The sequence below is a fragment of the Streptomyces paludis genome (genome assembly GCF_003344965.1).
GTDB classification, from domain to species: Bacteria; Actinomycetota; Actinomycetes; order Streptomycetales; family Streptomycetaceae; genus Streptomyces; species Streptomyces paludis.
In genome coordinates, this window is sequence record NZ_CP031194.1 from 5,962,271 (window position 1) to 5,989,193 (window position 26,923).

Genomic DNA, 26,923 nt, shown 5'->3' on the forward strand with positions numbered 1-26,923 from the left:
GCTCCCCAGAGTATTCGACCTGGGGCACTCGAAGGCCACGAAGACCCACGAGGAGTACGCGTGCCGCTCGACGCCGCTACAAAGAAGACGATCATCACCGAGTTCGGCACCAAGGAGGGCGACACCGGCTCCCCCGAGGTCCAGGTCGCCATGCTGTCGCGCCGGATCTCGGACCTGACCGAGCACCTCAAGGTCCACAAGCACGACCACCACTCGCGTCGTGGCCTGCTGATCCTGGTCGGCCAGCGCCGCCGCCTTCTCCAGTACCTGGCCAAGAAGGACATCCAGCGCTTCCGTGCCCTGGTCGACCGCCTCGGCATCCGCCGCGGCGCGGCCGGCGGGGCCAAGTAAGACACCGTGAAGGGAGCGGTTCCCACTTCCAGGGGGCCGCTCCTTTCGCGTATGTACGGACCGTACGAATGGACCGTACGTGATGCCGTCACACGGCCCAGCTCAGTAACCTGGTGTACGAGCACCACCGAAGAGGAGGAGCGGACTCCACCGCCGCCGGTCCTCGGTAGTGGCGCCCGGAAAGGCGCGGCCCACGCCGCCGCCCCGGGAGCTTCGATCGAAGACCGGCCCGCACCGAGGAGCGCTTCTCCGCCACGTCCCCTGCCACACGGGCACCGGACGAAGACGAGGAGAAAACACTAGTGGAGAACGAGACCCACTACGCCGAGGCCGTTATCGACAACGGAACCTTCGGCACCCGCACCATCCGCTTCGAGACCGGACGGCTCGCCAAGCAGGCCGCCGGTTCCGCCGTGGCCTACCTGGACGACGACACCATGGTGCTGTCGGCCACCACCGCCTCCAAGAAGCCCAAGGACCAGCTCGACTTCTTCCCCCTCACGGTGGACGTCGAGGAGCGGCAGTACGCGGCCGGCAAGATCCCCGGCTCCTTCTTCCGCCGCGAGGGCCGGCCCTCCGAGGACGCGATCCTCACCTGCCGCCTCATCGACCGCCCGCTGCGCCCCTCCTTCAAGAAGGGCCTGCGCAACGAGATCCAGATCGTCGAGACGATCATGGCGCTCAACCCCGACCACCTGTACGACGTGGTCGCGATCAACGCCGCCTCCTGCTCCACGCAGCTGGCCGGCCTGCCCTTCTCCGGCCCCATCGGCGGCACCCGTGTCGCGCTGATCAAGGGCCAGTGGGTCGCCTTCCCGACGCACACCGAGCTGGAGGACGCCGTCTTCGACATGGTCGTCGCCGGCCGCGTCCTGGACGACGGCGACGTCGCGATCATGATGGTCGAGGCCGAGGCCACCACGAAGACCATCCAGCTGGTCGCCGACGGCGCCGAGGCCCCCACCGAGGAGGTCGTCGCCGCCGGTCTGGAAGCCGCGAAGCCCTTCATCAAGGCCCTCTGCAAGGCCCAGGCCGACCTCGCCGCCAAGGCCGCCAAGCCCACCGGCGAGTTCCCCGTCTTCCTCGACTACCAGGACGACGTGCTGGAGGCGCTGACCGCCGCCGTACGCGACGAGCTGGCCCAGGCCCTCACCATCCCGGGCAAGCAGGACCGCGAGACCGAGCTGGACCGCGTCAAGGAACTCGCCGCCGAGAAGCTGCTCCCGCAGTTCGAAGGCCGCGAGAAGGAGATCTCCGGCGCCTACCGCGCGCTGACCAAGTCCCTGGTGCGCGAGCGCGTCATCAAGGACAAGGTCCGCATCGACGGCCGCGGCGTCACGGACATCCGTACGCTCGCCGCCGAGGTCGAGGCCATCCCGCGCGTGCACGGCTCCGCGCTGTTCGAGCGTGGCGAGACCCAGATCCTGGGCGTCACCACCCTCAACATGCTCCGCATGGAGCAGCAGCTGGACACCCTCTCCCCGGTGACCCGCAAGCGCTACATGCACAACTACAACTTCCCGCCCTACTCGGTCGGCGAGACCGGCCGCGTCGGCTCCCCGAAGCGCCGCGAGATCGGCCACGGCGCGCTCGCCGAGCGCGCCATCGTGCCGGTGCTGCCGACGCGCGAGGAGTTCCCCTACGCGATCCGCCAGGTCTCCGAGGCGCTGGGCTCCAACGGCTCGACGTCCATGGGCTCGGTCTGCGCCTCCACCATGTCCCTGCTGAACGCCGGTGTGCCCCTCAAGGCCCCCGTCGCCGGTATCGCCATGGGCCTGATCTCCCAGGAGATCGACGGCAAGACCCACTACGTCGCCCTCACCGACATCCTCGGTGCGGAGGACGCCTACGGCGACATGGACTTCAAGGTCGCCGGTACGAAGACCTTCGTCACCGCGCTCCAGCTCGACACCAAGCTCGACGGCATCCCCGCCTCGGTCCTGGCCGCCGCGCTGAAGCAGGCCCGCGACGCCCGCCTCCACATCCTCGATGTGATGAACGAGGCCATCGACGTCCCGGACGAGATGTCCCCGAACGCCCCGCGGATCATCACCGTCAAGATCCCCGTGGACAAGATCGGTGAGGTCATCGGCCCCAAGGGCAAGATGATCAACCAGATCCAGGAGGACACCGGCGCCGACATCACGATCGAGGACGACGGCACGATCTACATCGGTGCCGCCGACGGACCGGCCGCCGAGGCCGCCCGCGCCACGATCAACGCCATCGCCAACCCGACCATGCCGGAGGTCGGCGAGCGCTACCTGGGCACGGTCGTCAAGACGACCACCTTCGGCGCGTTCGTGTCGCTGCTCCCGGGCAAGGACGGACTGCTGCACATCTCGCAGATCCGCAAGCTCGCCGGCGGCAAGCGCGTCGAGAACGTCGAGGACGTCCTCGGCGTGGGCCAGAAGGTCCAGGTCGAGATCGCCGAGATCGACCAGCGCGGCAAGCTCTCCCTCATCCCCGTGATCGAGGGCGAAGAGGCCGGCGCGCCCGAGGACACGAAGGACGAAGCTACCTCGTGACACCCCGCACCAGGACGACGGCCCGCGCCTCTTCGGAGGCGCGGGCCGTCGCCCGTACCCAAACCCTCATCAAGGGCGAGAGCGGCATCGGCACGGTCCGCCGCACCACCCTCCCCGGCGGCCTGCGCGTCGTCACCGAGTCCCTCCCGTCGGTCCGGTCCGCGACCTTCGGCATCTGGGTACAGGTCGGTTCCCGGGACGAGACCCCGGCGCTCAACGGCGCCACCCACTACCTAGAACACCTCCTCTTCAAGGGCACCGGCCGGCGCAGCGCCCTCGACATCTCCTCCGCCATCGACGCGGTCGGCGGCGAGATGAACGCCTTCACGGCGAAGGAGTACACCTGCTACTACGCGCGCGTGCTCGACACCGATCTGCCGCTCGCCATCGACGTCGTCTGTGACATGCTCACCGGCTCGCTCATCGAGGCCGCCGACGTCGACGCCGAGCGCGGGGTCATCCTCGAAGAGATCGCCATGACCGAGGACGACCCCGGCGACTGCGTCCACGACCTCTTCGCGCAGACCATGTTCGGCGACAGCCCCCTCGGCCGGCCCGTCCTCGGCACCGTCGAGACCATCAACGACCTCGACCGCGACCGGATCGCCCGCTTCTACAAGAAGCACTACGACCCGACCCGCCTGGTCGTCGCCGCCGCCGGCAACATCGACCACGCCACGGTCGTCCGCCAGGTCCGCCGCGCCTTCGACAGGGCCGGCGCGCTCTCCCGTACGGACGCCGTCCCCGTCGCGCCCCGCGCGGGCAGCCGCTCCGTACGCGCCGCCGGCCGCGTCGAGCTGCTCAACCGCCGCACCGAGCAGGCCCATGTCGTCCTCGGCATGCCCGGCCTCTCCCGTACCGACGAGCGCCGCTGGGCCCTCGGCGTACTGAACACCGCGCTCGGCGGCGGTATGAGTTCCCGCCTCTTCCAGGAGGTACGGGAGAAGCGCGGCCTGGCCTACAGCGTGTACTCGTACACCTCGGGCTTCGCCGACTGCGGCCTCTTCGGCGTGTACGCGGGCTGCCGGCCCGGCCAGGTCCACGACGTGCTGCGGATCTGCCGCGACGAACTCGACCGCGCCGCCGCCGAGGGAATCAGCGACGACGAGATCGCCCGCGCCATCGGCCAGCTCTCCGGCTCCACCGTCCTCGGCCTGGAGGACACCGGCTCGCTGATGAACCGCATCGGCAAGAGCGAGCTGTGCTGGGGCGTCCAGATGTCCGTGGACAACATGCTCGAACGGATAGCCGCCGTCACCCCCGACGACGTACGCGCGGTCGCCCGCGATGTACTGGGACAGCGCCCCTCGCTGTCCGTCATCGGACCGCTCAAGGACAAGCAGGCCGCCCGTCTCGACGCGGCGGTCGCCTGAGGGACCCCCGGCCGCGAGACCGGGCCGTACACCGAAGCCGAAGGAAACAGAGCAATGAGCAAGCTGCGTGTGGCCGTCGTCGGAGCCAGGGGCCGGATCGGCGCCGAGGCGGTACGGGCCGTCGAGGCCGCCGACGATCTGGAACTGGTCGCCGCCCTCGGCCGGGGCGACCGGCTGGAGACCCTCGTGGAGACCGGCACCCAGGCCGTGGTGGAGCTGACCACCCCGGCCTCGGTGATGGGCAACCTCGACTTCTGCGTCCGTCACGGCATCCACGCGGTCGTCGGCACCACCGGCTGGACCGACGAGCGGCTCGCGCAGCTGGGCACCTCGCTCGCCGCCTCCCCGGAGACCGGGGTGCTGATCGCGCCGAACTTCTCCATCGGCGCCGTCCTCACCATGAAGTTCGCCGAGACGGCCGCCCGGTACTTCGAGTCCGTCGAGATCATCGAACTGCACCACCCCAACAAGGTCGACGCGCCGTCCGGCACCGCCCACCGCACCGCCCAGCTCGTCGCCGCCGCCCGGACGGACGCGGGCCTGCCCGCGCAGCCCGACGCGACGGTCACCGAGCTGGCCGGCGCGCGCGGCGCCGATGTGGACGGCGTACGGGTGCACTCCGTACGGCTCCGCGGCCTCCTGGCCCACCAGGAGGTCGTCCTCGGCGGCGAGGGGGAGACGCTCACCGTCCGCCACGATTCCCTGCACCACAGCAGCTTCATGCCGGGCATCCTGCTCGGTGTGCGCCGCGTGGTGTCCACCCCCGGGCTCACCTTCGGCCTGGAACACTTCCTCGACCTGGGCTGACTCCCATGCGCGCAAAGATCACGTACTTCCTCACGGCCGCCGTCCTGATCGTCTACTTCGTCCTGGTCGGCAGCCGCGGCGTGCTGCTGATCCAGCACGGCACCCTGCTCACCGTGACCTTCGGGATCGCGGTGCTCGTCCTGCCACTGATCGGCCTCTGGTTCCTCTGGAAGAGCACCCAGTTCGTCAACCGGGCCAACCGGCTCGCGGCGGAGCTGGAGGCCGAGGGGGGCCTGCCCGTCGACGAGCTGGTCCGTACCCCCGGCGGCCGGATCGACCGGGACTCCGCGGACGCCGTCTTCGCCGCCCGCCGGGCCGAGACGGAGGACTCGCCCGGCGACTGGCGCTGCTGGTTCCGGCTCGCCATCGCCTACCACGACGCCCGGGACACCCCGCGCGCCCGCAAGGCCATGCAACGGGCCATCGCCCTCCACGACGGCAAGCCCGTGGCCGCCTGAGCACACGGAAACGCAGGAGCGGGGTCCCACCTCAAGGAGGCGGGACCCCGCTCATGTGCGAAGGGATACGGCAGAACGGCCGGGGTCAGGGACGGCGGTACTCGTCGCCCCACGCCTCGACCGTGTCGGCGGCCCGTTCGAACGCCTCACCACGCGACAGGAAGTCCGCGTTGTGATCGGTGAGCAGCGCGAGCGGCTCACCCTGCCGGCGTACGACGACGAGCGCCTGGCCCTGCACGGTACGCGGCAGCCCGAGCCAGCGCACCGGCTGCTGGACCGTACGGACGCCCACGGCGCGGTCCCACGCCACGGTGACGGTCATGAACAGCCGCACCCGGCGTACGCCGTGCCGGCTCACCCATGTACCCATCCGCAGCATGCGCAGGGCGATCAGGATGGTCACCCCCGCGACCGCGAAGCAGGCCGCCGCACCGGGCAGAGTGCCCGCCGCGGCGATGATCACCGTGGCGAGCAGTACGAACGAGGCCAGCAGGAGCAGCAGCGCGGACGCCACCACCCGCCACGGGCCAGGGCGGTACGGACGCCGCCAATGATCATGATCGTCGAAGGGCAGCGCGACATCATCGGTCGCGTCAAAAGCCCGGTCGGCCGTCAGGAAGGGCAGGGGCACGACTGATCCTCACTCACAAGCACGCTCGATTGCTGTGCCCGGTGAGGCTACCGATCACGCCCCCGTCCGGACCACCCGAGGGGGCCGGACGAGTCATCAGCGTCCCTGGGACGCCTCGGACTGCTGGGCCTGACCGGACGAACCGGTCTCCAGCGCGGGCATCCCCAGCATCAGGGCGCCGACGAGTCCGGCCGTGATGGTCAGACCGATCAGCGTACGGCCCATGAGCTGGGAGGCGCTGGCGCGCTGTCTGGGGGGCGGGGTCACGTTACTGCGGAAGCTGTCGGCCTCGGCGACGAATGCGAACGGTACGGCCTCTCGCCGGCGGAACATGGGGCGGGTCTCCTCAAGGGTGGTTACGGAACGCTGCTGGTGTGTCAGCCGCTGTCCTGTCAGACGAACACCAGCGTCATTTGGTGCCCGGATTCCCCGTATTTCCGTGCGTGGACACCGTCCCCGGACGTCGCCGCCCGTCGCTGTCAGTGGCGAGCCGTAGAGTGGGCGCCGCCCGAGCGATGCGACTGGAAGGACCCCCGCCGGTGAGCGACACCCCCGCAGAGACCAAGCCGAGCTTCCGCAGTGACATCACCGTCGACCTGGTGAAACACACCGCGGGCGACTCCGACGTGCTGTGGGCCGCGCGCGTCTCCACCGCAGGTGAGCAGTCCCTGGAAGAGATCACGAAGGACCCCGAGCGCTCAAAGGGACTCATCAACTACCTGATGCGGGACCGCCACGGCAGCCCCTTCGAGCACAACTCGATGACCTTCTTCGTCAGCGCGCCGATCTTCGTCTTCCGCGAGTTCATGCGCCACCGCGTGGGCTGGTGCATCGCGGGGGACACGGAGATCACTCTGGAGAGCGAGTCCGGGACTCTCCGGCGCCGCACCATCGCGGATCTCTACCGGCTCTGGCACATGGACGTGGAGGACCGCCTGCCGCACTCGGCCGGCGGCGTCACCTGGCACGGCCCGTCCGGCAAGTGGACGGCACAGGTGCGCAGGGAGGACAGTAACCACTACCTCGGACTCTTCGAGAACCGGGAAGCGGCGGATTCCGCGGTGGTGGAGTTCCGCGAACCGCACCCGAGCACGCGACTGCGGAAGCTGGAGCCGGTCCGCCGCACCCATGTCCGCTGCTACGACGAGGAGACCCTGACCGCGAGCCGGGCCCGCATCACCGATGTCATCGAGTCGGGGGTGAAACCGCTGATCAAGATCATCACCGAGTCCGGCCGAGAGCTGCGCTCCACCGTCGACCATGCCGTGCTGACCCCCGACGGCTGGCGCAAGGCCGGCGAGCTGGCGGTGGGAGACGCGGTCATGGCCGCGGCCACCGACCCGCATCCGTCCGAGGCGCTCGTTCCGCCGGGTCTGCGCCGGGGCATCGGTGTCTGGACATCGATGCAGCGTGAGCGTCTGATCGAGGAAGAGGACTCCTGCCACCTCTGCGGAGCGGAGTTTCCCCGCAGCGATCTGGCTCTCGACCATGTGGTGCCGGTCGAAGGCGATCTCACCCGCGCGCTCGACGAGAGCAATCTGGCGCCCGTCTGTGCCGGATGTCACGCGACGAAGAGCGCGGAGGAGCAGTCACTCGCGCGGCGGGAGGGGAAGATCGCCGTTGCCCGCCCGGACCGGATCGTCTCCATCGCGGACGACGGCGAGGAGATGACCTACGACCTGTCGGTCGAAGGTCCGTGGCACAACTTCCTGGCCAACGGGATCGTCGTCCACAACTCGTACAACGAGGAGTCCGGGCGCTACCGGGAGCTGCTGCCCGTCTTCTACGTCCCGGGCGAGGACCGCAAGCTGGTCCAGCGGGGCAGGCCGGGGAAGTACGAGTTCGTGGCCGGCACCGACGCCCAGCAGGAGATCACGGAGCGCGCGATGCACGACTCCTACGTGCGGGCGTACGAGGCGTATCAGGAGATGCTGGCCGCCGGTGTGGCCCGCGAGGTGGCCCGCGCGGTGCTGCCGGTCGGTCTGTTCTCGTCGATGTACGCGACATGCAACGCGCGCTCGCTGATGCACTTCCTCGGTCTGCGCACCCAGCACGAACAGGCGAAGGTCCCGTCCTTCCCGCAGCGCGAGATCGAGATGGTCGGGGAGCGGATGGAGGAGCACTGGGCGAAGCTCATGCCCCTCACCCACGCCGCTTTCAACGCGAACGGACGTGTCGCCCCGTAACGGGTTTCCCGAAGACGCGCGAGTACGGTCCCAGCCTGTTTTGGAGCTGTTCCGGCGCCATTTCTGACCGTTCCGGGGCACAGATGTACGGTCGAGCGAGTGAAGTGTCCGTATTGCGGCGTTTCAAGAAGTTCATCTAGGCTGATCAAACGGACCCGGCACTGCTTGAACCCCCGAGCAGGCAGTGCCGGGCTCCTCTTGTCCCGTCCCCCAAGGGGACACGGCGAGCTGAGCAGCGAGTAGCGTGTTACCCATGGCTCCGATCTCCACTCCGCAGACCCCCTTCGGGCGGGTCCTCACCGCGATGGTCACGCCCTTCACGGCGGACGGCGCACTCGACCTCGACGGTGCCCAGCGTCTCGCCGTCCATCTGGTGGACGCAGGCAATGACGGCCTCGTCCTGAACGGCACCACCGGTGAGTCACCGACCACCAGTGACGCGGAGAAGGACCAGCTCGTACGGGCGGTCCTGGAGGCCGTCGGGGACCGGGCCCACATCGTCGCCGGCGTCGGCACGAACGACACCCGGCACAGCCTGGAGCTGGCCCGCGCCGCCGAGAGCGCCGGAGCGCACGGCCTGCTCGCGGTGACCCCGTACTACAACAAGCCGCCGCAGGAGGGCCTCTTCCGGCACTTCTCGGCCATCGCCGACGCCACCGGGCTGCCGGTCATGCTCTACGACATCCCCGGGCGCAGCGGTGTCCCCATCGACACCGAGACGATCGTCCGGCTGTCCGAGCACCCGCGTATCGTGGCCAACAAGGACGCCAAGGGCGACCTCGGCCGTGCCAGCTGGGCCATCGCCCGGTCCGGCCTCGCCTGGTACTCGGGCGACGACATGCTGAACCTCCCGCTGCTCTCGGTCGGCGCGGTCGGGTTCGTCTCCGTCGTCGGCCATGTGGTCACCCCGGAGCTGCGCGAGCTGCTGGACGCGCACCTCACCGGTGATGTGCAGAAGGCCACCGAGATCCACCAGAAGCTGCTGCCGGTCTTCACCGGCATGTTCCGCACGCAGGGCGTCATCACCACCAAGGCGGCCCTCACCCTGCGGAATCTGCCGGCCGGCCCCCTGCGGCTGCCGCTCGTCGAGCTGTCGGACCGGGAAACCGCCCAGCTCAAGATCGATCTGGCGGCCGGCGGGGTACAGCTCTGATCAACGACTTCACAACTGAATACGCGAAGACAGCAGTACATCGAGCAGAAAAGTGAAGCGGCCACCGGGGAACCGGACCGCGCGCACAGCCCACACAGACAACAGCAAGTGTACGAATGTCATGCGCGCCACGTGCCTCAGCGGTACGTGGCGTGTGTGGTGAGGAGAGTCTTTTGAGTCATCCGCATCCTGAACTCGGCGCCCCGCCGAAGCTGCCCAAGAACGGCCTGCGTGTCACGCCGCTGGGCGGCCTGGGCGAAATCGGCCGGAACATGACGGTCTTCGAGTACAACGGCCGTCTGCTCATCGTCGACTGCGGCGTCCTCTTCCCCGAGGAGGAGCAGCCCGGTATCGATCTGATCCTGCCGGACTTCACCACCATCCGGGACCGGCTGGACGACATCGACGGGGTCGTGCTCACCCACGGCCACGAGGACCACATCGGTGGCGTCCCCTATCTGCTCCGGCTGAAGCCGGACATCCCGCTGATCGGCTCCAAGCTGACCCTCGCGCTGATCGAGGCGAAGCTCCAGGAGCACCGCATCCGCCCGTACACCCTTGAGGTCACCGAGGGACACCGCGAGCGCATCGGCCCGTTCGACTGCGAGTTCGTCGCGGTCAACCACTCCATCCCGGACGCGCTGGCCGTCGCCATCCGCACCCCCGCGGGCATGGTGGTCCACACGGGCGACTTCAAGATGGACCAGCTGCCGCTGGACCGCAGGCTCACCGACCTGCCCACCTTCGCCAAGCTCGGCGAGGAGGGCATCGACCTGCTGCTGTCGGACTCCACCAACGCGGAGGTCCCGGGCTTCGTTCCGCCGGAGAAGGACATCTCGAATGTCCTGCGCCAGGTGTTCGGGAGCGCGCAGAAGCGGATCATCGTGGCCAGCTTCGCCAGCCACGTCCACCGCATCCAGCAGATCCTGGACGCCGCACACGAGTACGGCAGAAGGGTCGCCTTCGTCGGCCGCTCGATGGTCCGCAACATGGGCATCGCCCGTGACCTGGGCTATCTCCGGGTGCCGGCCGGTCTCGTCGTCGACGTCAAGACCCTCGACGACCTCCCGGACCACGAGGTCGTCCTCGTCTGCACCGGCTCGCAGGGCGAACCGATGGCCGCGCTCTCCCGTATGGCCAACCGCGATCACCAGATCCGGATCGTCCAGGGCGACACGGTGATCCTCGCGTCGTCCCTCATCCCGGGCAACGAGAACTCGGTCTACCGAGTGATCAACGGCCTGACCCGGTGGGGCGCGAACGTCGTCCACAAGGGCAACGCCAAGGTCCATGTCTCGGGCCACGCCTCGGCCGGCGAGCTGCTGTACTTCTACAACATCTGCAAGCCGAAGAACCTGATGCCCGTCCACGGCGAGTGGCGCCATCTGCGCGCCAACGCCGAACTGGGCGCGCTGACGGGGGTCCCCAAGGACCGCATCGTCATCGCGGAGGACGGCGTGGTGGTCGACCTCGTCGACGGCAAGGCCAGAATCGTGGGCAAGGTCCAGGCCGGCTATGTGTACGTGGACGGCCTCTCGGTCGGCGACGTCACCGAGACGCACCTCAAGGACCGCCGCATCCTCGGCGACGAGGGCATCATCTCCGTCTTCGTGGTGGTCGACTCCACCACCGGCAAGGTCGTCGGCGGCCCGCACTTCCAGGCGCGCGGCTCGGGCATCGAGGACTCGGCGTTCTCCGCCGTGCTGCCGAAGGTCGAGGAGGCCATCGGCAAGGCGGCCTCGGACGGCGTCGCGGAACCGCACCAGCTCCAGCAGCTCGTGCGCAGGACCGTCGGCAAGTGGGTCTCCGACACCTACCGCCGGCGCCCGATGATCCTCCCCGTGGTCGTCGAGGTCTGACGGTTCCGGCGCGGCATCAGGAGCGGGGGGCCTCGATTTGCTTCGAGGCCCCCCGCTCCAGTACGTTTACGGCTCCACATCGACGGGAACCCCGGGCCGAACGCATGCCCGGAGCCGCCCGAAGAGGTGGGGGAAACCGACTCGGATAACTCTGATAAAGTCGGAACCGCCGGAAAGGGAAAACGCGAAAGCGAAGAACTGGAAAGCAAGCCCCGCTCCGACGGGGAATCGGACACGAAAGAGTCTGATAGAGTCGGAAACGCAAGACGGAAACAAAACAAGAAACACCGAAGGGAAAGCGCCCGGAGGAAAGCCCGATGAGGGTGAGTACGAAGGAAGCGTCCGTTCCTTGAGAACTCAACAGCGTGCCAAAAGTCAACGCCAGATATGTTGATACCCCGACCTACCGAATACTCGGTGGGTTGAGGTTCCTTTGAAGAAAAACACAGCGAGGACGCTGTGAACCACTGGTCTTATTCCGGCCGGTGGTTCCGCTCTCGTGGTGGAACCCGCGCTTTTAATCGAGCACAGTCGGGTAAACATTCACGGAGAGTTTGATCCTGGCTCAGGACGAACGCTGGCGGCGTGCTTAACACATGCAAGTCGAACGATGAAGCCTTTCGGGGTGGATTAGTGGCGAACGGGTGAGTAACACGTGGGCAATCTGCCCTTCACTCTGGGACAAGCCCTGGAAACGGGGTCTAATACCGGATAATACTTTTCTCCGCATGGGGGAAGGTTGAAAGCTCCGGCGGTGAAGGATGAGCCCGCGGCCTATCAGCTTGTTGGTGGGGTGATGGCCTACCAAGGCGACGACGGGTAGCCGGCCTGAGAGGGCGACCGGCCACACTGGGACTGAGACACGGCCCAGACTCCTACGGGAGGCAGCAGTGGGGAATATTGCACAATGGGCGAAAGCCTGATGCAGCGACGCCGCGTGAGGGATGACGGCCTTCGGGTTGTAAACCTCTTTCAGCAGGGAAGAAGCGCAAGTGACGGTACCTGCAGAAGAAGCACCGGCTAACTACGTGCCAGCAGCCGCGGTAATACGTAGGGTGCGAGCGTTGTCCGGAATTATTGGGCGTAAAGAGCTCGTAGGCGGCTTGTCGCGTCGGATGTGAAAGCCCGGGGCTTAACCCCGGGTCTGCATTCGATACGGGCAGGCTAGAGTGTGGTAGGGGAGATCGGAATTCCTGGTGTAGCGGTGAAATGCGCAGATATCAGGAGGAACACCGGTGGCGAAGGCGGATCTCTGGGCCATTACTGACGCTGAGGAGCGAAAGCGTGGGGAGCGAACAGGATTAGATACCCTGGTAGTCCACGCCGTAAACGTTGGGAACTAGGTGTTGGCGACATTCCACGTCGTCGGTGCCGCAGCTAACGCATTAAGTTCCCCGCCTGGGGAGTACGGCCGCAAGGCTAAAACTCAAAGGAATTGACGGGGGCCCGCACAAGCAGCGGAGCATGTGGCTTAATTCGACGCAACGCGAAGAACCTTACCAAGGCTTGACATACACCGGAAACGGCCAGAGATGGTCGCCCCCTTGTGGTCGGTGTACAGGTGGTGCATGGCTGTCGTCAGCTCGTGTCGTGAGATGTTGGGTTAAGTCCCGCAACGAGCGCAACCCTTGTTCTGTGTTGCCAGCATGCCTTTCGGGGTGATGGGGACTCACAGGAGACTGCCGGGGTCAACTCGGAGGAAGGTGGGGACGACGTCAAGTCATCATGCCCCTTATGTCTTGGGCTGCACACGTGCTACAATGGCCGGTACAATGAGCTGCGATGCCGCGAGGCGGAGCGAATCTCAAAAAGCCGGTCTCAGTTCGGATTGGGGTCTGCAACTCGACCCCATGAAGTCGGAGTTGCTAGTAATCGCAGATCAGCATTGCTGCGGTGAATACGTTCCCGGGCCTTGTACACACCGCCCGTCACGTCACGAAAGTCGGTAACACCCGAAGCCGGTGGCCCAACCCCTTGTGGGAGGGAGCTGTCGAAGGTGGGACTGGCGATTGGGACGAAGTCGTAACAAGGTAGCCGTACCGGAAGGTGCGGCTGGATCACCTCCTTTCTAAGGAGCATTTCTTACCAGGGCTTGCTCTGGTCAGAGGCCAGTACATCGGCGAATGTCCGGTGCTGGTTGCTCATGGGTGGAACGTTGACTATTCGGCACATCAGGTTTCTTCTGCAAGTACTGCTTCGGCGTGGAACGCAGTGGGGGATCGGGTGTGCCGGGCGCGCTGTTGGGTGTCTGAGGGTGCGAGCGTTGCTCGCCCTTCGGGTTGCCGGCCCCAGTGAACTCGCCCTGTAGAGGGTGGGGTGGTGGGTGGCTGGTCGTTGTTTGAGAACTGCACAGTGGACGCGAGCATCTGTGGCCAAGTTTTTAAGGGCGCACGGTGGATGCCTTGGTACCAGGAACCGATGAAGGACGTGGGAGGCCGCGATAGGCCCCGGGGAGCTGTCAACCGAGCTTTGATCCGGGGGTGTCCGAATGGGGAAACCCGGCAGTCGTCATGGGCTGTCACCCGCTGCTGAACACATAGGCAGTGTGGAGGGAACGAGGGGAAGTGAAACATCTCAGTACCCTCAGGAAGAGAAAACAACCGTGATTCCGGGAGTAGTGGCGAGCGAAACCGGATGAGGCCAAACCGTATGCGTGTGATACCCGGCAGGGGTTGCGCATGCGGGGTTGTGGGAGTTCTTTTGATCGGTCTGCCGGCCGGTCGGCGAGTCAGAAACCGTATGGATAGGCGAAGGACATGCGAAAGGTCCGGCGTAGAGGGTAAGACCCCCGTAGCTGAAATCTGTACGGCTCGTTTGAGAACCACCCAAGTAGCACGGGGCCCGAGAAATCCCGTGTGAATCTGGCGGGACCACCCGCTAAGCCTAAATATTCCCTGGTGACCGATAGCGGATAGTACCGTGAGGGAATGGTGAAAAGTACCGCGGGAGCGGAGTGAAATAGTACCTGAAACCGTGTGCCTACAAGCCGTGGGAGCGTCGCTGGCAGCACTTGTGCTGTCAGTCGTGACTGCGTGCCTTTTGAAGAATGAGCCTGCGAGTTTGCGGTGTGTTGCGAGGTTAACCCGTGTGGGGAAGCCGTAGCGAAAGCGAGTCCGAATAGGGCGTTGTGTCTTTAATTAGATACTGAGTAGCGCGCTCAAGACCCGAAGCGGAGTGATCTAGCCATGGGCAGGTTGAAGCGGAGGTAAGACTTCGTGGAGGACCGAACCCACCAGGGTTGAAAACCTGGGGGATGACCTGTGGTTAGGGGTGAAAGGCCAATCAAACTCCGTGATAGCTGGTTCTCCCCGAAATGCATTTAGGTGCAGCGTCGTGTGTTTCTTGCCGGAGGTAGAGCACTGGATAGGCGATGGGCCCTACCGGGTTACTGACCTTAGCCAAACTCCGAATGCCGGTAAGTGAGAGCGCGGCAGTGAGACTGTGGGGGATAAGCTCCATGGTCGAGAGGGAAACAGCCCAGAGCATCGACTAAGGCCCCTAAGCGTACGCTAAGTGGGAAAGGATGTGGAGTCGCAGAGACAACCAGGAGGTTGGCTTAGAAGCAGCCATCCTTGAAAGAGTGCGTAATAGCTCACTGGTCAAGTGATTCCGCGCCGACAATGTAGCGGGGCTCAAGCGTACCGCCGAAGTCGTGTCATTGCAGTACATACCCCCAACGGGGACTGTGATGGGTAGGGGAGCGTCGTGTGCCGGGTGAAGCAGCAGCGGAAGCTAGTTGTGGACGGTTCACGAGTGAGAATGCAGGCATGAGTAGCGATACACACGTGGGAAACGTGTGCGCCGATTGACTAAGGGTTCCTGGGTCAAGCTGATCTGCCCAGGGTAAGTCGGGACCTAAGGCGAGGCCGACAGGCGTAGTCGATGGACAACCGGTTGATATTCCGGTACCCGCTTTGAAACGCCCAGTATCGAATCCATTGATGCTAAGGCCGTGAAGCCGTCCTGGATCCTTCGGGTGAAGGGGAGTGGTGGAGCCGCTGAACCAAGGTGGTAGTAGGTAAGCGATGGGGTGACGCAGGAAGGTAGTCCAGCCCGGGCGGTGGTTGTCCCGGGGTAAGGGTGTAGGGCGTTGTCCAGGTAAATCCGGATGACATTGAGCCTGAGACCTGATGCCGAGCCGATTGTGGTGAAGTGGATGATCCTATGCTGTCGAGAAAAGCCTCTAGCGAGTTTCATGGCGGCCCGTACCCTAAACCGACTCAGGTGGTCAGGTAGAGAATACCGAGGCGTTCGGGTGAACTATGGTTAAGGAACTCGGCAAAATGCCCCCGTAACTTCGGGAGAAGGGGGGCCATTCTGGGTGATGAGTCTTGCACTCTGAGCTTGGGGTGGCCGCAGAGACCAGCGAGAAGCGACTGTTTACTAAAAACACAGGTCCGTGCGAAGCCGTAAGGCGATGTATACGGACTGACGCCTGCCCGGTGCTGGAACGTTAAGGGGACCGGTTAGCTGACTTTCGGGTTGGCGAAGCTGAGAACTTAAGCGCCAGTAAACGGCGGTGGTAACTATAACCATCCTAAGGTAGCGAAATTCCTTGTCGGGTAAGTTCCGACCTGCACGAATGGCGTAACGACTTCTCGACTGTCTCAACCATAGGCCCGGTGAAATTGCACTACGAGTAAAGATGCTCGTTTCGCGCAGCAGGACGGAAAGACCCCGGGACCTTTACTATAGTTTGATATTGGTGTTCGGTTCGGCTTGTGTAGGATAGGTGGGAGACTTTGAAGCTTGGACGCCAGTTCAGGTGGAGTCGTCGTTGAAATACCACTCTGGTCGTGCTGGATGTCTAACCTGGGTCCGTGATCCGGATCAGGGACAGTGTCTGATGGGTAGTTTAACTGGGGCGGTTGCCTCCTAAAGAGTAACGGAGGCGCCCAAAGGTTCCCTCAGCCTGGTTGGTAATCAGGTGTTGAGTGTAAGTGCACAAGGGAGCTTGACTGTGAGACCGACGGGTCGAGCAGGGACGAAAGTCGGGACTAGTGATCCGGCGGTGGCTTGTGGAAGCGCCGTCGCTCAACGGATAAAAGGTACCCCGGGGATAACAGGCTGATCTTCCCCAAGAGTCCATATCGACGGGATGGTTTGGCACCTCGATGTCGGCTCGTCGCATCCTGGGGCTGGAGTCGGTCCCAAGGGTTGGGCTGTTCGCCCATTAAAGCGGTACGCGAGCTGGGTTTAGAACGTCGTGAGACAGTTCGGTCCCTATCCGCTGCGCGCGCAGGAGTCTTGAGAAGGGCTGTCCCTAGTACGAGAGGACCGGGACGGACGAACCTCTGGTGTGCCAGTTGTTCTGCCAAGGGCATGGCTGGTTGGCTACGTTCGGAAAGGATAACCGCTGAAAGCATCTAAGCGGGAAGCCTGCTTCGAGATGAGGACTCCCACCCCCATGAGGGGTTAAGGCTCCCAGTAGATGACTGGGTTGATAGGCCAGATGTGGAAGACCGGTAACGGTTGGAGCTGACTGGTACTAATAGGCCGAGGGCTTGTCCTCAGTTGCTCGCGTCCACTGTGTTAGTTCTGAAGTAACGAACAGCCGTGACCGTCTTTAATTAGATGCGTATCCGGTAGTTTGGTTAACTTCATAGTGTTTCGGTGGTCATTGCGTGAGGGAAACGCCCGGTTACATTCCGAACCCGGAAGCTAAGCCTCACAGCGCCGATGGTACTGCAGGGGGGACCCTGTGGGAGAGTAGGACGCCGCCGAACAATTATTGTGGGAATGCCCTGTGCCAGGTATCTGGTACAGGGCATTTCTGCGTTCAGGGCCGGTTTGGTGGGACGATAACTCGTTTGCGGCCGGCACGGTACGGTCCGGTTCGGTTCGGATCGGCTGGAGACCGGCTGAGAGTCGGAATCGGCGCCGGTTTCGAGCACGCCTGATCATCGGGTATGCTTCTACCAGTTGCTGCGCCCCAATAGCTCAGTCGGTAGAGCGTCTCCATGGTAAGGAGAAGGTCTACGGTTCGATTCCGTATTGGGGCTCAAGTACGAGAAAGGCCCCCGCCCATCGGCGGGGGCCTTTCTCGTATGTCCAGCCGGTCTCGCCGGCCTCAGAGAGGCAGCGGCTCCGGGACGCGCATGGCGAGGATGGCCATGTCGTCGGAGGCGGGCTCCGCCGCGAAGCGTTCCACGGCGCGCAGGACTCGTGAGGCGATCGCGCCGGCCGTCAGGCCCGTACAGGACGCGAGGACCTCGGCCAGGCCGTCGTCGCCCAGCATGCGGGCGCCCTCGCGGCGCTCTGTGACGCCGTCCGTGACGCACAGGAGGACATCGCCCGGGTCCAGGGTGATCGTCTGCTCGTACAGCTCCAGATCCTCCATGACGCCCAGCAGCGGCTGCGGTTCCGCCGCTGGTTCCACGGTGCCGTCCTGGCGCAGGCGCAGGGGGAGCGGATGGCCGGCGCAGACCATCTTGAGGATCGCGCTGCCGTCTTCCTGCGGCCACAACTCGCCATAGAGCAGCGTGAGAAAGCGGCTGAGGAAGCGGCTTCGGGAGCCCTCGTCGATGATCGCCGCGTTCAGCCGTTCGAGGACGGCGGGGCCGCTGAGGCCCTCGCGGGCCAGCAGACGCAGTGCGTGGCGGGCCAGGCCCGTGACGGCCGCGGCCTCCGGGCCCGTGCCGCAGACATCGCCGATGGCGAAGCCGTAGGCGCCATCCCTGATGGGGAAGAGGTCATAGAAGTCGCCGCCGACCTCATTGCCCTCACCGGCCGCGCGGTAGATGACATCGACCTCGACACCGGGTACCTGAGGGAGGCCCGGCGGCAGCAGGCTGCGCTGGAGGGCCTGGCTGATGGCCGTACGCTCCGAGTACAGACGGGCGTTGTCGAGGGCGAGGGCCGCGCGGCGGGAGAGGTCTTCCGCCAGCTCCAGGATCTCCTGGCGGAAGTGGTCGTCCGAGGGTTTGCCGAGGGTCAGCATGCCGATGACGCGGTTGCGTGCCACAAGGGGCAGGACGACTGTCTCGCCACCGACCGCCGCGGCCGTCGCCAGCGTCGTGCCGACGCTCGACGTTCCGTCGAAGGAGTTTCTGCTGAGGTCGCGCATGGAGGTGCGCAGCGCGGCCTGGTGGGCGGCGTCGGCCGGGGCCGTCCAGACGCGGGCGCCGGGGGCGGGGACCGGGTCGGGCGGGCTGATCTTGGAGAGAAGGGCCTTGAGGCCGTCGATGCGGTCCTCGTCCTCGTGCAGGACATAGGAGAGGTACGGGTCCGACGACTGGTCGGCGATCGTGTAGACGGCGCACCAGGTGGCCAGGGTGGGCACGGTCATCTGGGCCATCAGCGCGAGGGTCTGGTCGCGGTCCAGGGTGCCGGCGAGCAGATCGGACGCCTCGACGAGGAAGGAGAGCGAACCGCGCCGGAGACGCTCCAGCTCGCCCAGGCGGGCCGATTCGACGGCCAGGGCGATCCGGTCGGCGGCGAACTGGAGGCGGAGCGCCTCCTCGTTCGAGTAGCGTCCCGCGTTCTCCGCGGCCACGCCCAGCGAGCCGGTGAGCCGGCCCTCGACCTTGAGGGGGACGGTGACGACGGAGCGCATGCCGGTGCCGTTGAGCAGGGGGACGGCGCCGGGGACGGCGGAGAGATCCTCGTGGACGGCGGGCATCCGCGCCGAGCCGTAGCGTCCCGTACCGGCCTCCACGGGGACCCGTGCGAAGCGCTGGCGGGCGGAGGGCAGGCCGGTGGAGGCGCGTACCTCCAGCTCCGTCTCGTCGTCCGTGGCGAGCAGCAGGAAGGCCGAGTCGCCGTCGAGCATGTCGCGGGCGCGCTCCACGGTGCGCTGGAGGAGGCCGTCGAGATCGTCGGGGGCGGGGGAGCCGATGAAGACCTCGAAGGGGTCCGCCGCCCGGTTCTCGCCGCTCGCCTCCGTGGCGGGGGCGCGCAGCGGGGTCTGGATGACCGCGCGTTCGTAGTCGCGGACGAGCAGACAGACCGTGGAGGGCTCGCCGTGGGTGTCGCGTACCCGCAGGTGTGTGGCGTACACGGGGATGACCCGGCCGTCGGCGCCGTGGATGCCGTAACTGCCCTCCCAGCGGGAGAGCCGGAGCGCCTCGTCGAAGCCCGTGCCGATGCCGGGGGTGTGCGGCCAGGCGGCGATGTCGGCGAGGGGCTTGCCGACGACGTTCTTCGCGGAGTGACCGAAGACACTCTCCGCGTCCTCGTTCCAGTTGGCGATGGTGCCGTCGCCGTCGATCTGGACGACGGCGACGCGGACGCGTTCGTCGGCGACGGGCAGCAGATCGGTCGGGAGGACGGGGCCGGAGGAGCGGGTGCCCACCTGGCGCTGGGGAAGTTCGAGCTGGAACCACACCTGTTTGACCGTCGGGGTGTACTCGACGCCCCAGCGGGAGGCGAGGGCCGCGCACAGCAGCAGGCCCCGGCCGTTCTCCTGGTCCGGGGAGGCGAAGGCGTGGGCCGTCGCCTGGATCGGGACCTCGCGCTCCGGATAGTGGTCCGCGACCTCGATGCGGACGCCGTCCCGCATACGGAGACAGAGCACGTCGGCCGCGGTGCCGGCGTGGATCACCGCGTTGGTGACGAGTTCGCTGGTGAGGACGGTGGCGTCGTCGACGACATCGGAGTATCCCCACCCCTGGAGCGTGTCGCGGACAAAGGCGCGGGCCGTCGCCACGGACCGCCCTACCGGTTCGAACGTGGCGGCCGCACGCGCGGTGATCACAGCACTCCCCATTGGTCTTTCGTCGCTCCCCCGAGTTCTGTGCCCGTTTCTCGCGGCTTCGATTCGCTTGCCAGGCTAGACGGTCGGCCTGGAACACGTGCTACGGAGTCCCGACTCGGTTCGGCTTGATACCGTCCGCGGGCGTGCGCGGGCTGTGCGGAGTGGGTGAGGAGGGGCGGGCCGTCCTGTCGGCCCGGCGGCCGGACGTAGGGGCACGCTGTGCCCTTGTAGGCTTCAACGATTTGACGCTCGCGTGGTCACGCCCCAACTGTTGGTGGTGGCAGTGAGCCGCAGTGAAACACTGGGCAGGCTTGCGGAGAAGGCTCGGGCAGTACGGCAACCCCTGCGGGAGGGACACGGTGGAGTCTGGCACGGCGGCGCGTGGCACGAGTACGCGCGCGAAAGGCGGACGGTCCCGGAGCAACGGGACCGTCGAGGTGGACCCGGCGGAGCTGAACAGACTGCTGACGGCTCTGGTGTCGATGCGGGACGGAAACTTCCGGAAGCGCCTGACCGTCTCCGGCGACGATGTGATGGCGGAGATCGCCGCTGTCTTCAACGAGGTCGCGGACCGCAATCTGCATCTGACCGGGGAGCTTGCCCGGGTACGCCGGGTGGTCGGGCGCGAGGGGAAGCTGACCGAGCGGCTGGAGACCGGCACCTGCGAGGGCTCGTGGGCCGCCGCCATCGACGCGTCGAACGCGCTGGTGGACGATCTGGCGCGGCCGGTCTCCGAGGTGGGCCGGGTGCTCGCGGCCGTCGCCGAGGGCGATCTGGAACAGCGTATGGAGCTGCGGTCGCAGTCGTCGGACGGGCCGGAACGGCCGTTGCGCGGCGAGTTCCTGAAGGTGGCCCGTACGGTCAACAACCTGGTCGACCAGCTGTCCGCGTTCACCGACGAGGTGACCCGGGTGGCGCTGGAGGTCGGTACCGAGGGCAAGCTCGGAGGCCAGGCCAAGGTGCGCGGTATGTCCGGATCGTGGAAGGACCTCACGGACTCGGTCAACACGATGGCGTACCGGCTCACCGCTCAGGTGCGTGATATCGCTCTCGTCACGACGGCGGTCGCCAAGGGCGATCTGTCGCGCAAGGTCACGGTCCATGTGGCCGGCGAGATGCTTCAGCTGAAGAACACCGTCAACACCATGGTCGATCAGCTGTCGTCCTTCTCCTCCGAGGTCACGCGCGTGGCCAGGGAAGTGGGCACCGAGGGCGAGCTGGGCGGTCAGGCGACCGTGCCGGGCGTCGCCGGGGTGTGGAAGGACCTCACCGATTCGGTGAACACGATGGCCGGGAACCTGACCAGTCAGGTGCGCGGTATCGCGGAGGTGACGACGGCGGTCGCCAGTGGCGATCTCTCGCAGAAGGTCACGGTCAGCGCGCGTGGCGAGATGGCGCAGCTCGCCGAGACGATCAACCAGATGACCGAGACGCTCCGTACGTTCGCGGACGAGGTCACCCGGGTCGCGAGCGAGGTGGGCGCGGAGGGGCTGCTCGGCGGTCAGGCACAGGTGCCGGGGGCCGCGGGGACGTGGAAGGACCTGACGGACTCGGTCAATACGGCGTTCCGGAATCTGACGGGTCAGGTGCGGGACATCGCGCAGGTGACGACGGCGGTCGCGAACGGCGATCTGTCGCAGAAGGTCACGGTCGATGTCGCGGGCGAGATGCTGGAGTTGAAGAACACCGTCAACACGATGGTGGATCAGCTTCAGTCGTTCGGTTCCGAGGTCACCCGGGTGGCCCGGGAGGTCGGTGTCGAGGGCCGGCTCGGCGGTCAGGCGGAGGTGCCGGGGGCGGCCGGGACGTGGAAGGACCTGACGGACTCGGTCAATACGGCGTTCCGGAATCTGACGGGTCAGGTGCGGGACATCGCGCAGGTGACGACGGCGGTCGCCAATGGCGATCTGTCGCAGAAGGTCACCGTGGATGTCGCGGGCGAGATGCTGGAGTTGAAGAACACCGTCAACACGATGGTGTCGCAGCTGTCCTCGTTCGCCGACCAGGTGACGGTCATGGCGCGGGACGTGGGTACGGAGGGACGGCTCGGCGGCCAGGCGCGGGTGGACGGCGTCAGCGGTACGTGGAAGGAGCTGACCGACTCCGTCAACTTCATGGCGGGCAATCTGACCTCGCAGGTGCGTCAGATCGCGCAGGTGACCACGGCGGTGGCGCGGGGTGACCTGTCGCAGAAGATCGACGTGGACGCGCGCGGCGAGATCCTTGAGCTGAAGAACACGATCAACACCATGGTCGACCAGCTCTCGGCCTTCGCCGAGCAGGTGACCAGGGTCGCGCGCGAGGTCGGTACGGACGGGCGCCTCGGCGGTCAGGCTCAGGTGCCCGGGGTGGCCGGCGTCTGGCGGGATCTGACCGACTCGGTGAACGGCATGGCGGGGAACCTCACCGCCCAGGTCCGCAGTATCGCGGGGGTCGCCACGGCGGTGGCCCGGGGCGATCTGTCGCAGAAGATCGATGTGGACGCGCGCGGTGAGCTGCTGGAGCTGAAGAGCACCCTCAACACGATGGTGGACCAGCTGTCCGACTTCGCCGAGCAGGTGACGCGGGTGGCCCGCGAGGTGGGCACCGAGGGCATTCTCGGCGGCCAGGCCGAGGTGCAGGGTGTCTCGGGCACCTGGAAGGACCTCACACAGTCCGTCAACTTCATGGCGAACAACCTGACTTCCCAGGTCCGCAATATCGCCGAGGTGACCACGGCGGTTGCCATGGGGGACCTGTCCAAGAAGATCACCGTCGACGCGCGGGGCGAGTTCCTCGATCTGGTGACGACCGTCAACACGATGGTCGATCAGCTGTCCAACTTCGCCGACGAGGTGACCCGGGTCGCCCGTGAGGTGGGTACGGAGGGCATCCTCGGCGGCCAGGCGAGGGTCCGGGGCGTGACCGGGATCTGGAAGGACCTCAGCGACAACGTCAACACCATGGCCAACAATCTGACGAGCCAGGTGCGCAACATCTCCCGTGTCTCGTCCGCCGTCGCCCACGGGGACCTGACCAAGAAGGTGACGGTGGAGGCGCGCGGCGAGATCGCGGAGCTGGCCGACACCGTCAACACGATGGTGACCACGCTGTCGTCCTTCGCCGACGAGGTCACCCGGGTCGCGCGCGAGGTGGGTACGGAAGGCGAACTGGGCGGCCAGGCCAGGGTGCCCGGTGTCTCCGGTACGTGGAAGGACCTCACCGAGTCGGTGAACTCGATGGCGTCGAACCTGACCGGTCAGGTGCGCCAGATCGCCACGGTCACCACGGCCATCGCCAAGGGTGATCTCACCAAGAAGATCGACATCGACGCCCGGGGCGAGATCCTGGAGCTGAAGAACACGATCAACACGATGGTCGACCAGCTCTCCTCCTTCGCCGACCAGGTCACCAGGGTGGCCCGCGAGGTGGGTACGGACGGCCAGCTCGGCGGCCAGGCGCGGGTGCGGGACGTCGACGGTACGTGGCGCGATCTCACCGAGTCGGTGAACGAGATGGCCGGGAACCTGACCCGTCAGGTACGGGCGATCGCGGCCGTCGCCACGGCCGTGACCCGGGGCGATCTGAACCTCAAGATCGATGTCGACGCGGCGGGCGAGATCCAGGTCCTCCAGGACAACATCAATACGATGATCGCCAATCTCCGGGACACCACCCTCGCCAACGAGGAGCAGGACTGGCTGAAGGGCAACCTCGCCCGGATCTCCGGGCTGATGCAGGGCCGGCGCGATCTGGAGGACGTGGCGTCGCTCATCATGAGCGAGCTGACCCCGGTGGTCTCCGCGCAGCACGGCGCGTTCTTCCTGGCCATGCAGACCGGCACGGTGCCCCAGGTCGGTACGGACGTGGGCCGGGACGGTTCGTACGAGCTGTGCATGCGCGGCAGTTACGGCTACTCGGCGGGCTCGATGCCGACTTCCTTCCGGCCCGGCGAGACGCTGATCGGCACGGCGGCCGAGGAGAAGCGCACCATCCAGGTCAATGTGCCGCCGGGGTACCTGAAGATCTCGTCCGGGCTCGGGGAGGCGTCACCGGCGCATGTGATCGTGCTTCCGGTGCTCTTCGAGGGGAAGGTCCTCGGGGTGATCGAGCTGGCCTCGTTCCAGCCGTTCACCCAGATCCAGCGGGACTTCCTCAACCAGATCGCCGAGATGATCGCGACGAGCGTCAACACCATCAGCGTCAACTCGAAGACCGAGGTGCTGCTGAAGCAGTCGCAGGAGCTGACCGAGCAGCTGCGGGAGCGCTCCGCGGAGCTGGAGAACCGGCAGAAGGCCCTTCAGGAGTCCAACGCGGAGCTGGAGGAGAAGGCCGAACTGCTGGCGCGGCAGAACCGCGACATCGAGGTGAAGAACACCGAGATCGAGGAGGCCCGGCAGGTGCTGGAGGAGCGGGCCGAGCAGCTCGCCGTCTCCATGCGCTACAAGTCCGAGTTCCTGGCGAACATGTCGCACGAGCTGCGCACCCCGCTCAACTCGCTGCTCATCCTGGCGAAGCTGCTCGCGGACAACGCGGAGTCGAACCTCTCCCCGAAGCAGGTCGAGTTCGCCGAGACGATCCATGGCGCCGGGTCCGACCTGCTCCAGCTGATCAACGACATCCTCGATCTGTCGAAGGTCGAGGCGGGCAAGATGGATGTCAGCCCGACCCGTATCGCGCTGGTCCAGCTCGTCGACTACGTGGAGGCCACGTTCCGGCCGCTCACGGCGGAGAAGGGGCTCGACTTCTCCGTACGGGTGTCGCCGGAGCTGCCCGCGACCCTGCACACGGACGAGCAGCGGCTGCTCCAGGTGCTGCGCAATCTGCTGTCCAACGCGGTCAAGTTCACCGACGGCGGCGCGGTGGAGCTGGTGATCCGGCCGGCCGCCGCCGATGTGCCCGACGCCATCAGGGAGCAGCTGCTGGAGGCGGGGTCGCTGCGGGATGCGGACGGCGATCTGATCGCGTTCTCGGTGACGGACACGGGGATCGGGATCGCGGCGAGCAAGATGCGGGTGATCTTCGAGGCGTTCAAGCAGGCGGACGGTACGACCAGCCGCAAGTACGGCGGCACCGGGCTCGGGCTGTCCATCAGCCGGGAGATCGCGCGGCTGCTCGGCGGTGAGATCCACGCGGCGAGCGAGCCGGGGCGCGGTTCGACGTTCACGCTGTATCTGCCGCTCCACCCGAGCGAACTGCCGCCGCAGGGTTACCGGCAGCTGACCCCTCCGGGGATGCGGGCCCAGGTGCGGCCGGTGGACGAGAGCGCGGCGGAGCCGGCCGGGCAGACGCGCGGCGAGGTATCGGCGCCCGCGGAGCTGCCGGGGCCCGCGGCGCTGTTCAGGCGCCGCCGCAAGGCCCCGGGAGCCGGGCTGGGGGAGCGGGGCCCGATGGCGCCCGGCCAGGGCTCTCAGACGGCCGAGGAGGCTTCCGGCGGTGGCGTGTACGCGGCCGGTGCCGGCGGCGAGCAGCCGTGGACGGCGGGGGCGGCCGCGACGGGGCGTCAGGAGGCTTACGGGGAGCCGCGGCAGGAGACGTACCGGGAGAGCCGTACGTTCTCCTTCAACGGCGAGAAGGTGCTGATCGTCGACGACGACATCCGTAACGTCTTCGCCCTCACCAGCGTGCTGGAACAGCACGGGCTGTCGGTGCTGTACGCGGAGAACGGCCGTGAGGGCATCGAAGTCCTGGAGCAGAACGACCATGTGACGGTCGTTCTGATGGACATCATGATGCCGGAGATGGACGGATACGCGACGACGACGGCGATCCGCAGGATGCCGCAGTTCGCCGGGCTGCCCATCATCGCGCTCACCGCCAAGGCGATGAAGGGCGACCGGGAGAAGGCCCTCGACGCCGGCGCCTCCGACTATGTGACGAAGCCGGTCGATCCCGATCATCTGCTGTCGGTGATGGAGGGGTGGATGCGGGGAGAGTGACCGGGGCCGTGTCCAAGTCCGGTCGGGAATCGGCCCGGGGAGCCGGCTGACGGGTCCGCGGGCGTGTGAGCCGGTGCGATGCGGGGAACCTTCTGGGCTTCCGCTGCGTTTCCGATTCGAGCACAGTGACATCACAGTGACAGGGTGTGGCGACAGGCGGGGTGCGGCTACCATGACCGGCACAAGGACGGACGGCGTAAGGGAGTCGTTCCCTGGGGCGGCGCCCGGCGGATCGCCGGGTCACGTGAGCAGGGGGCGTCCCACGCCGGGGCGAGGAGGGCGGGTGGCCATGGTGCAGAAGGCCAAGATCCTCCTGGTGGATGACCGGCCGGAGAATCTGCTGGCGCTGGAGGCCATTCTCTCCGCGCTCGATCAGACGCTGGTGCGGGCATCGTCAGGGGAGGAAGCGCTCAAAGCGCTGCTGACGGACGACTTCGCGGTCATTCTGCTGGATGTCCAGATGCCGGGGATGGACGGGTTCGAGACCGCCGCGCACATCAAGCGGCGGGAGCGCACCCGCGACATCCCGATTATTTTTCTCACGGCCATCAACCATGGCCCCCACCACACGTTCCGGGGGTACGCGGCGGGCGCGGTGGACTACATCTCCAAGCCGTTCGATCCCTGGGTGCTGCGCGCCAAGGTGTCGGTCTTCGTCGAGCTGTACATGAAGAACTGCACGCTGAAGGAGCAGGCCGAGCTGCTCAGACTTCAGCTGGCGGGGGCGGGCGAGGCGCGGGAGCCGGCCGGTCTGCTGGCCGAACTGTCCGCGCGGCTGGCGGCGGTTGAGGAGCAGGCGGAAGCGCTGTCGAAGCAGTTGGACGACGACGCGGCCGATGCCTCGGCCGTGGCGACCGCCGCCCATCTGGAGCGCAAACTGACCGGACTGCGCAGGGCGCTGGACGCGCTGGAGCCCGGGACGGGTGGCGGGACACCCCCGCTTCCCTCGTAGTCCACCGCCGCG

General features: G+C 66.5%; 13 protein-coding genes, 1 tRNA gene and 3 rRNA genes. 14 read left to right on the forward strand and 3 right to left on the reverse strand.

Going from position 1 to position 26,923, the window contains the following annotated elements; translation table 11 throughout:
* The first annotated feature begins 60 nt into the window (after positions 1-60).
* From rpsO to DVK44_RS26405, 5 genes are all read left to right on the forward strand, one after another.
* A complete protein-coding gene (rpsO, locus tag DVK44_RS26385) occupies positions 61-351 on the forward strand; it encodes a 30S ribosomal protein S15 (protein ID WP_114662551.1) in 291 nt (96 codons plus the stop codon).
* Between the two features lie 302 nt (positions 352-653).
* Positions 654-2,879 (forward strand): polyribonucleotide nucleotidyltransferase, encoded by a 2,226-nt coding sequence (locus DVK44_RS26390; RefSeq protein WP_114662553.1) that lies wholly within the window; start codon positions 654-656, stop codon positions 2,877-2,879.
* Positions 2,876-4,252 (forward strand): M16 family metallopeptidase, encoded by a 1,377-nt coding sequence (locus tag DVK44_RS26395; RefSeq protein WP_114662555.1) that lies wholly within the window; start codon positions 2,876-2,878, stop codon positions 4,250-4,252. The genes DVK44_RS26390 and DVK44_RS26395 overlap by 4 nt, the downstream gene beginning before the upstream one ends.
* A 54-nt stretch (positions 4,253-4,306) precedes the next feature.
* On the forward strand, positions 4,307-5,059 hold the full coding sequence (gene dapB, locus DVK44_RS26400) for a 4-hydroxy-tetrahydrodipicolinate reductase (protein WP_114662557.1): 753 nt from the start codon (positions 4,307-4,309) through the stop codon (positions 5,057-5,059).
* A 5-nt stretch (positions 5,060-5,064) separates the two neighbouring features.
* Positions 5,065-5,517, forward strand: coding sequence for a tetratricopeptide repeat protein (locus DVK44_RS26405; RefSeq protein WP_114662559.1), 453 nt, complete (start codon positions 5,065-5,067; stop codon positions 5,515-5,517).
* An 85-nt stretch (positions 5,518-5,602) separates the two neighbouring features.
* On the opposite strand, the gene DVK44_RS26410 is transcribed toward DVK44_RS26405, so the two are convergent.
* Both DVK44_RS26410 and DVK44_RS26415 read right to left on the reverse strand, forming a co-directional pair.
* Positions 5,603-6,148, reverse strand: coding sequence for a hypothetical protein (locus DVK44_RS26410; protein WP_114662561.1), 546 nt, complete (start codon positions 6,146-6,148; stop codon positions 5,603-5,605).
* 96 nt (positions 6,149-6,244) lie between these two features.
* Positions 6,245-6,481 (reverse strand): hypothetical protein, encoded by a 237-nt coding sequence (locus DVK44_RS26415; protein WP_114662563.1) that lies wholly within the window; start codon positions 6,479-6,481, stop codon positions 6,245-6,247.
* 206 nt (positions 6,482-6,687) lie between these two features.
* Between DVK44_RS26415 and thyX the strand changes: the two genes are divergently transcribed.
* The 7 genes from thyX to DVK44_RS26455 all read left to right on the forward strand — a co-directional run bounded on the left by thyX (position 6,688) and on the right by DVK44_RS26455 (position 17,348).
* Complete coding sequence (gene thyX, locus DVK44_RS26420) at positions 6,688-8,334, forward strand: FAD-dependent thymidylate synthase (protein ID WP_114662565.1); 1,647 nt, start codon at positions 6,688-6,690, stop codon at positions 8,332-8,334.
* A gap of 253 nt (positions 8,335-8,587) precedes the next feature.
* Positions 8,588-9,487, forward strand: coding sequence for a 4-hydroxy-tetrahydrodipicolinate synthase (dapA, locus tag DVK44_RS26425; RefSeq protein ID WP_114662567.1), 900 nt, complete (start codon positions 8,588-8,590; stop codon positions 9,485-9,487).
* Positions 9,488-9,660: 173 nt separating this feature from the next.
* Positions 9,661-11,346, forward strand: coding sequence for a ribonuclease J (locus tag DVK44_RS26430; RefSeq protein ID WP_114662577.1), 1,686 nt, complete (start codon positions 9,661-9,663; stop codon positions 11,344-11,346).
* A gap of 542 nt (positions 11,347-11,888) precedes the next feature.
* A 16S ribosomal RNA gene (locus tag DVK44_RS26440) occupies positions 11,889-13,414 on the forward strand.
* A gap of 302 nt (positions 13,415-13,716) precedes the next feature.
* A 23S ribosomal RNA gene (locus tag DVK44_RS26445) occupies positions 13,717-16,858 on the forward strand.
* A 97-nt stretch (positions 16,859-16,955) separates the two neighbouring features.
* Positions 16,956-17,072 (forward strand): 5S ribosomal RNA (rrf, locus tag DVK44_RS26450).
* The 16S, 23S and 5S rRNA genes sit together here with 1 tRNA gene alongside, the layout of an rRNA operon.
* 203 nt (positions 17,073-17,275) lie before the next feature.
* Positions 17,276-17,348 (forward strand) — tRNA-Thr (locus DVK44_RS26455).
* A 68-nt stretch (positions 17,349-17,416) separates the two neighbouring features.
* Here DVK44_RS26455 and DVK44_RS26460 read toward each other — a convergent pair.
* A complete protein-coding gene (locus tag DVK44_RS26460; protein WP_114662579.1) occupies positions 17,417-20,053 on the reverse strand; it encodes a SpoIIE family protein phosphatase in 2,637 nt (878 codons plus the stop codon).
* Positions 20,054-20,400: 347 nt separating this feature from the next.
* On the opposite strand from DVK44_RS26460, the gene DVK44_RS26465 reads away from it, so the two are divergent.
* Both DVK44_RS26465 and DVK44_RS26470 read left to right on the forward strand, forming a co-directional pair.
* Positions 20,401-25,959 carry a HAMP domain-containing protein gene (locus tag DVK44_RS26465; protein ID WP_181957535.1) on the forward strand — a complete coding sequence of 1,853 codons (5,559 nt, stop codon included), beginning with the start codon at positions 20,401-20,403 and terminating at the stop codon, positions 25,957-25,959.
* Between the two features lie 289 nt (positions 25,960-26,248).
* Entirely contained in the window at positions 26,249-26,911 is a 663-nt protein-coding gene (locus tag DVK44_RS26470) for a response regulator (RefSeq protein ID WP_114662582.1), read from the forward strand.
* The last annotated feature ends 12 nt before the right edge of the window (positions 26,912-26,923 follow it).

Coding starts and splice junctions, on each gene's coding strand:
- dapB (WP_114662557.1), top strand. CDS start 4,307: ATGAGCAAGCTGCGTGTGGCCGTCGTCGGAGCCAGGGGCCGGATCGGC.
- dapA (WP_114662567.1), top strand. CDS start 8,588: ATGGCTCCGATCTCCACTCCGCAGACCCCCTTCGGGCGGGTCCTCACC.
- DVK44_RS26415 (WP_114662563.1), bottom strand. CDS start 6,481: ATGTTCCGCCGGCGAGAGGCCGTACCGTTCGCATTCGTCGCCGAGGCC.
- DVK44_RS26405 (WP_114662559.1), top strand. CDS start 5,065: ATGCGCGCAAAGATCACGTACTTCCTCACGGCCGCCGTCCTGATCGTC.
- DVK44_RS26470 (WP_114662582.1), top strand. CDS start 26,249: ATGGTGCAGAAGGCCAAGATCCTCCTGGTGGATGACCGGCCGGAGAAT.
- DVK44_RS26460 (WP_114662579.1), bottom strand. CDS start 20,053: ATGGGGAGTGCTGTGATCACCGCGCGTGCGGCCGCCACGTTCGAACCG.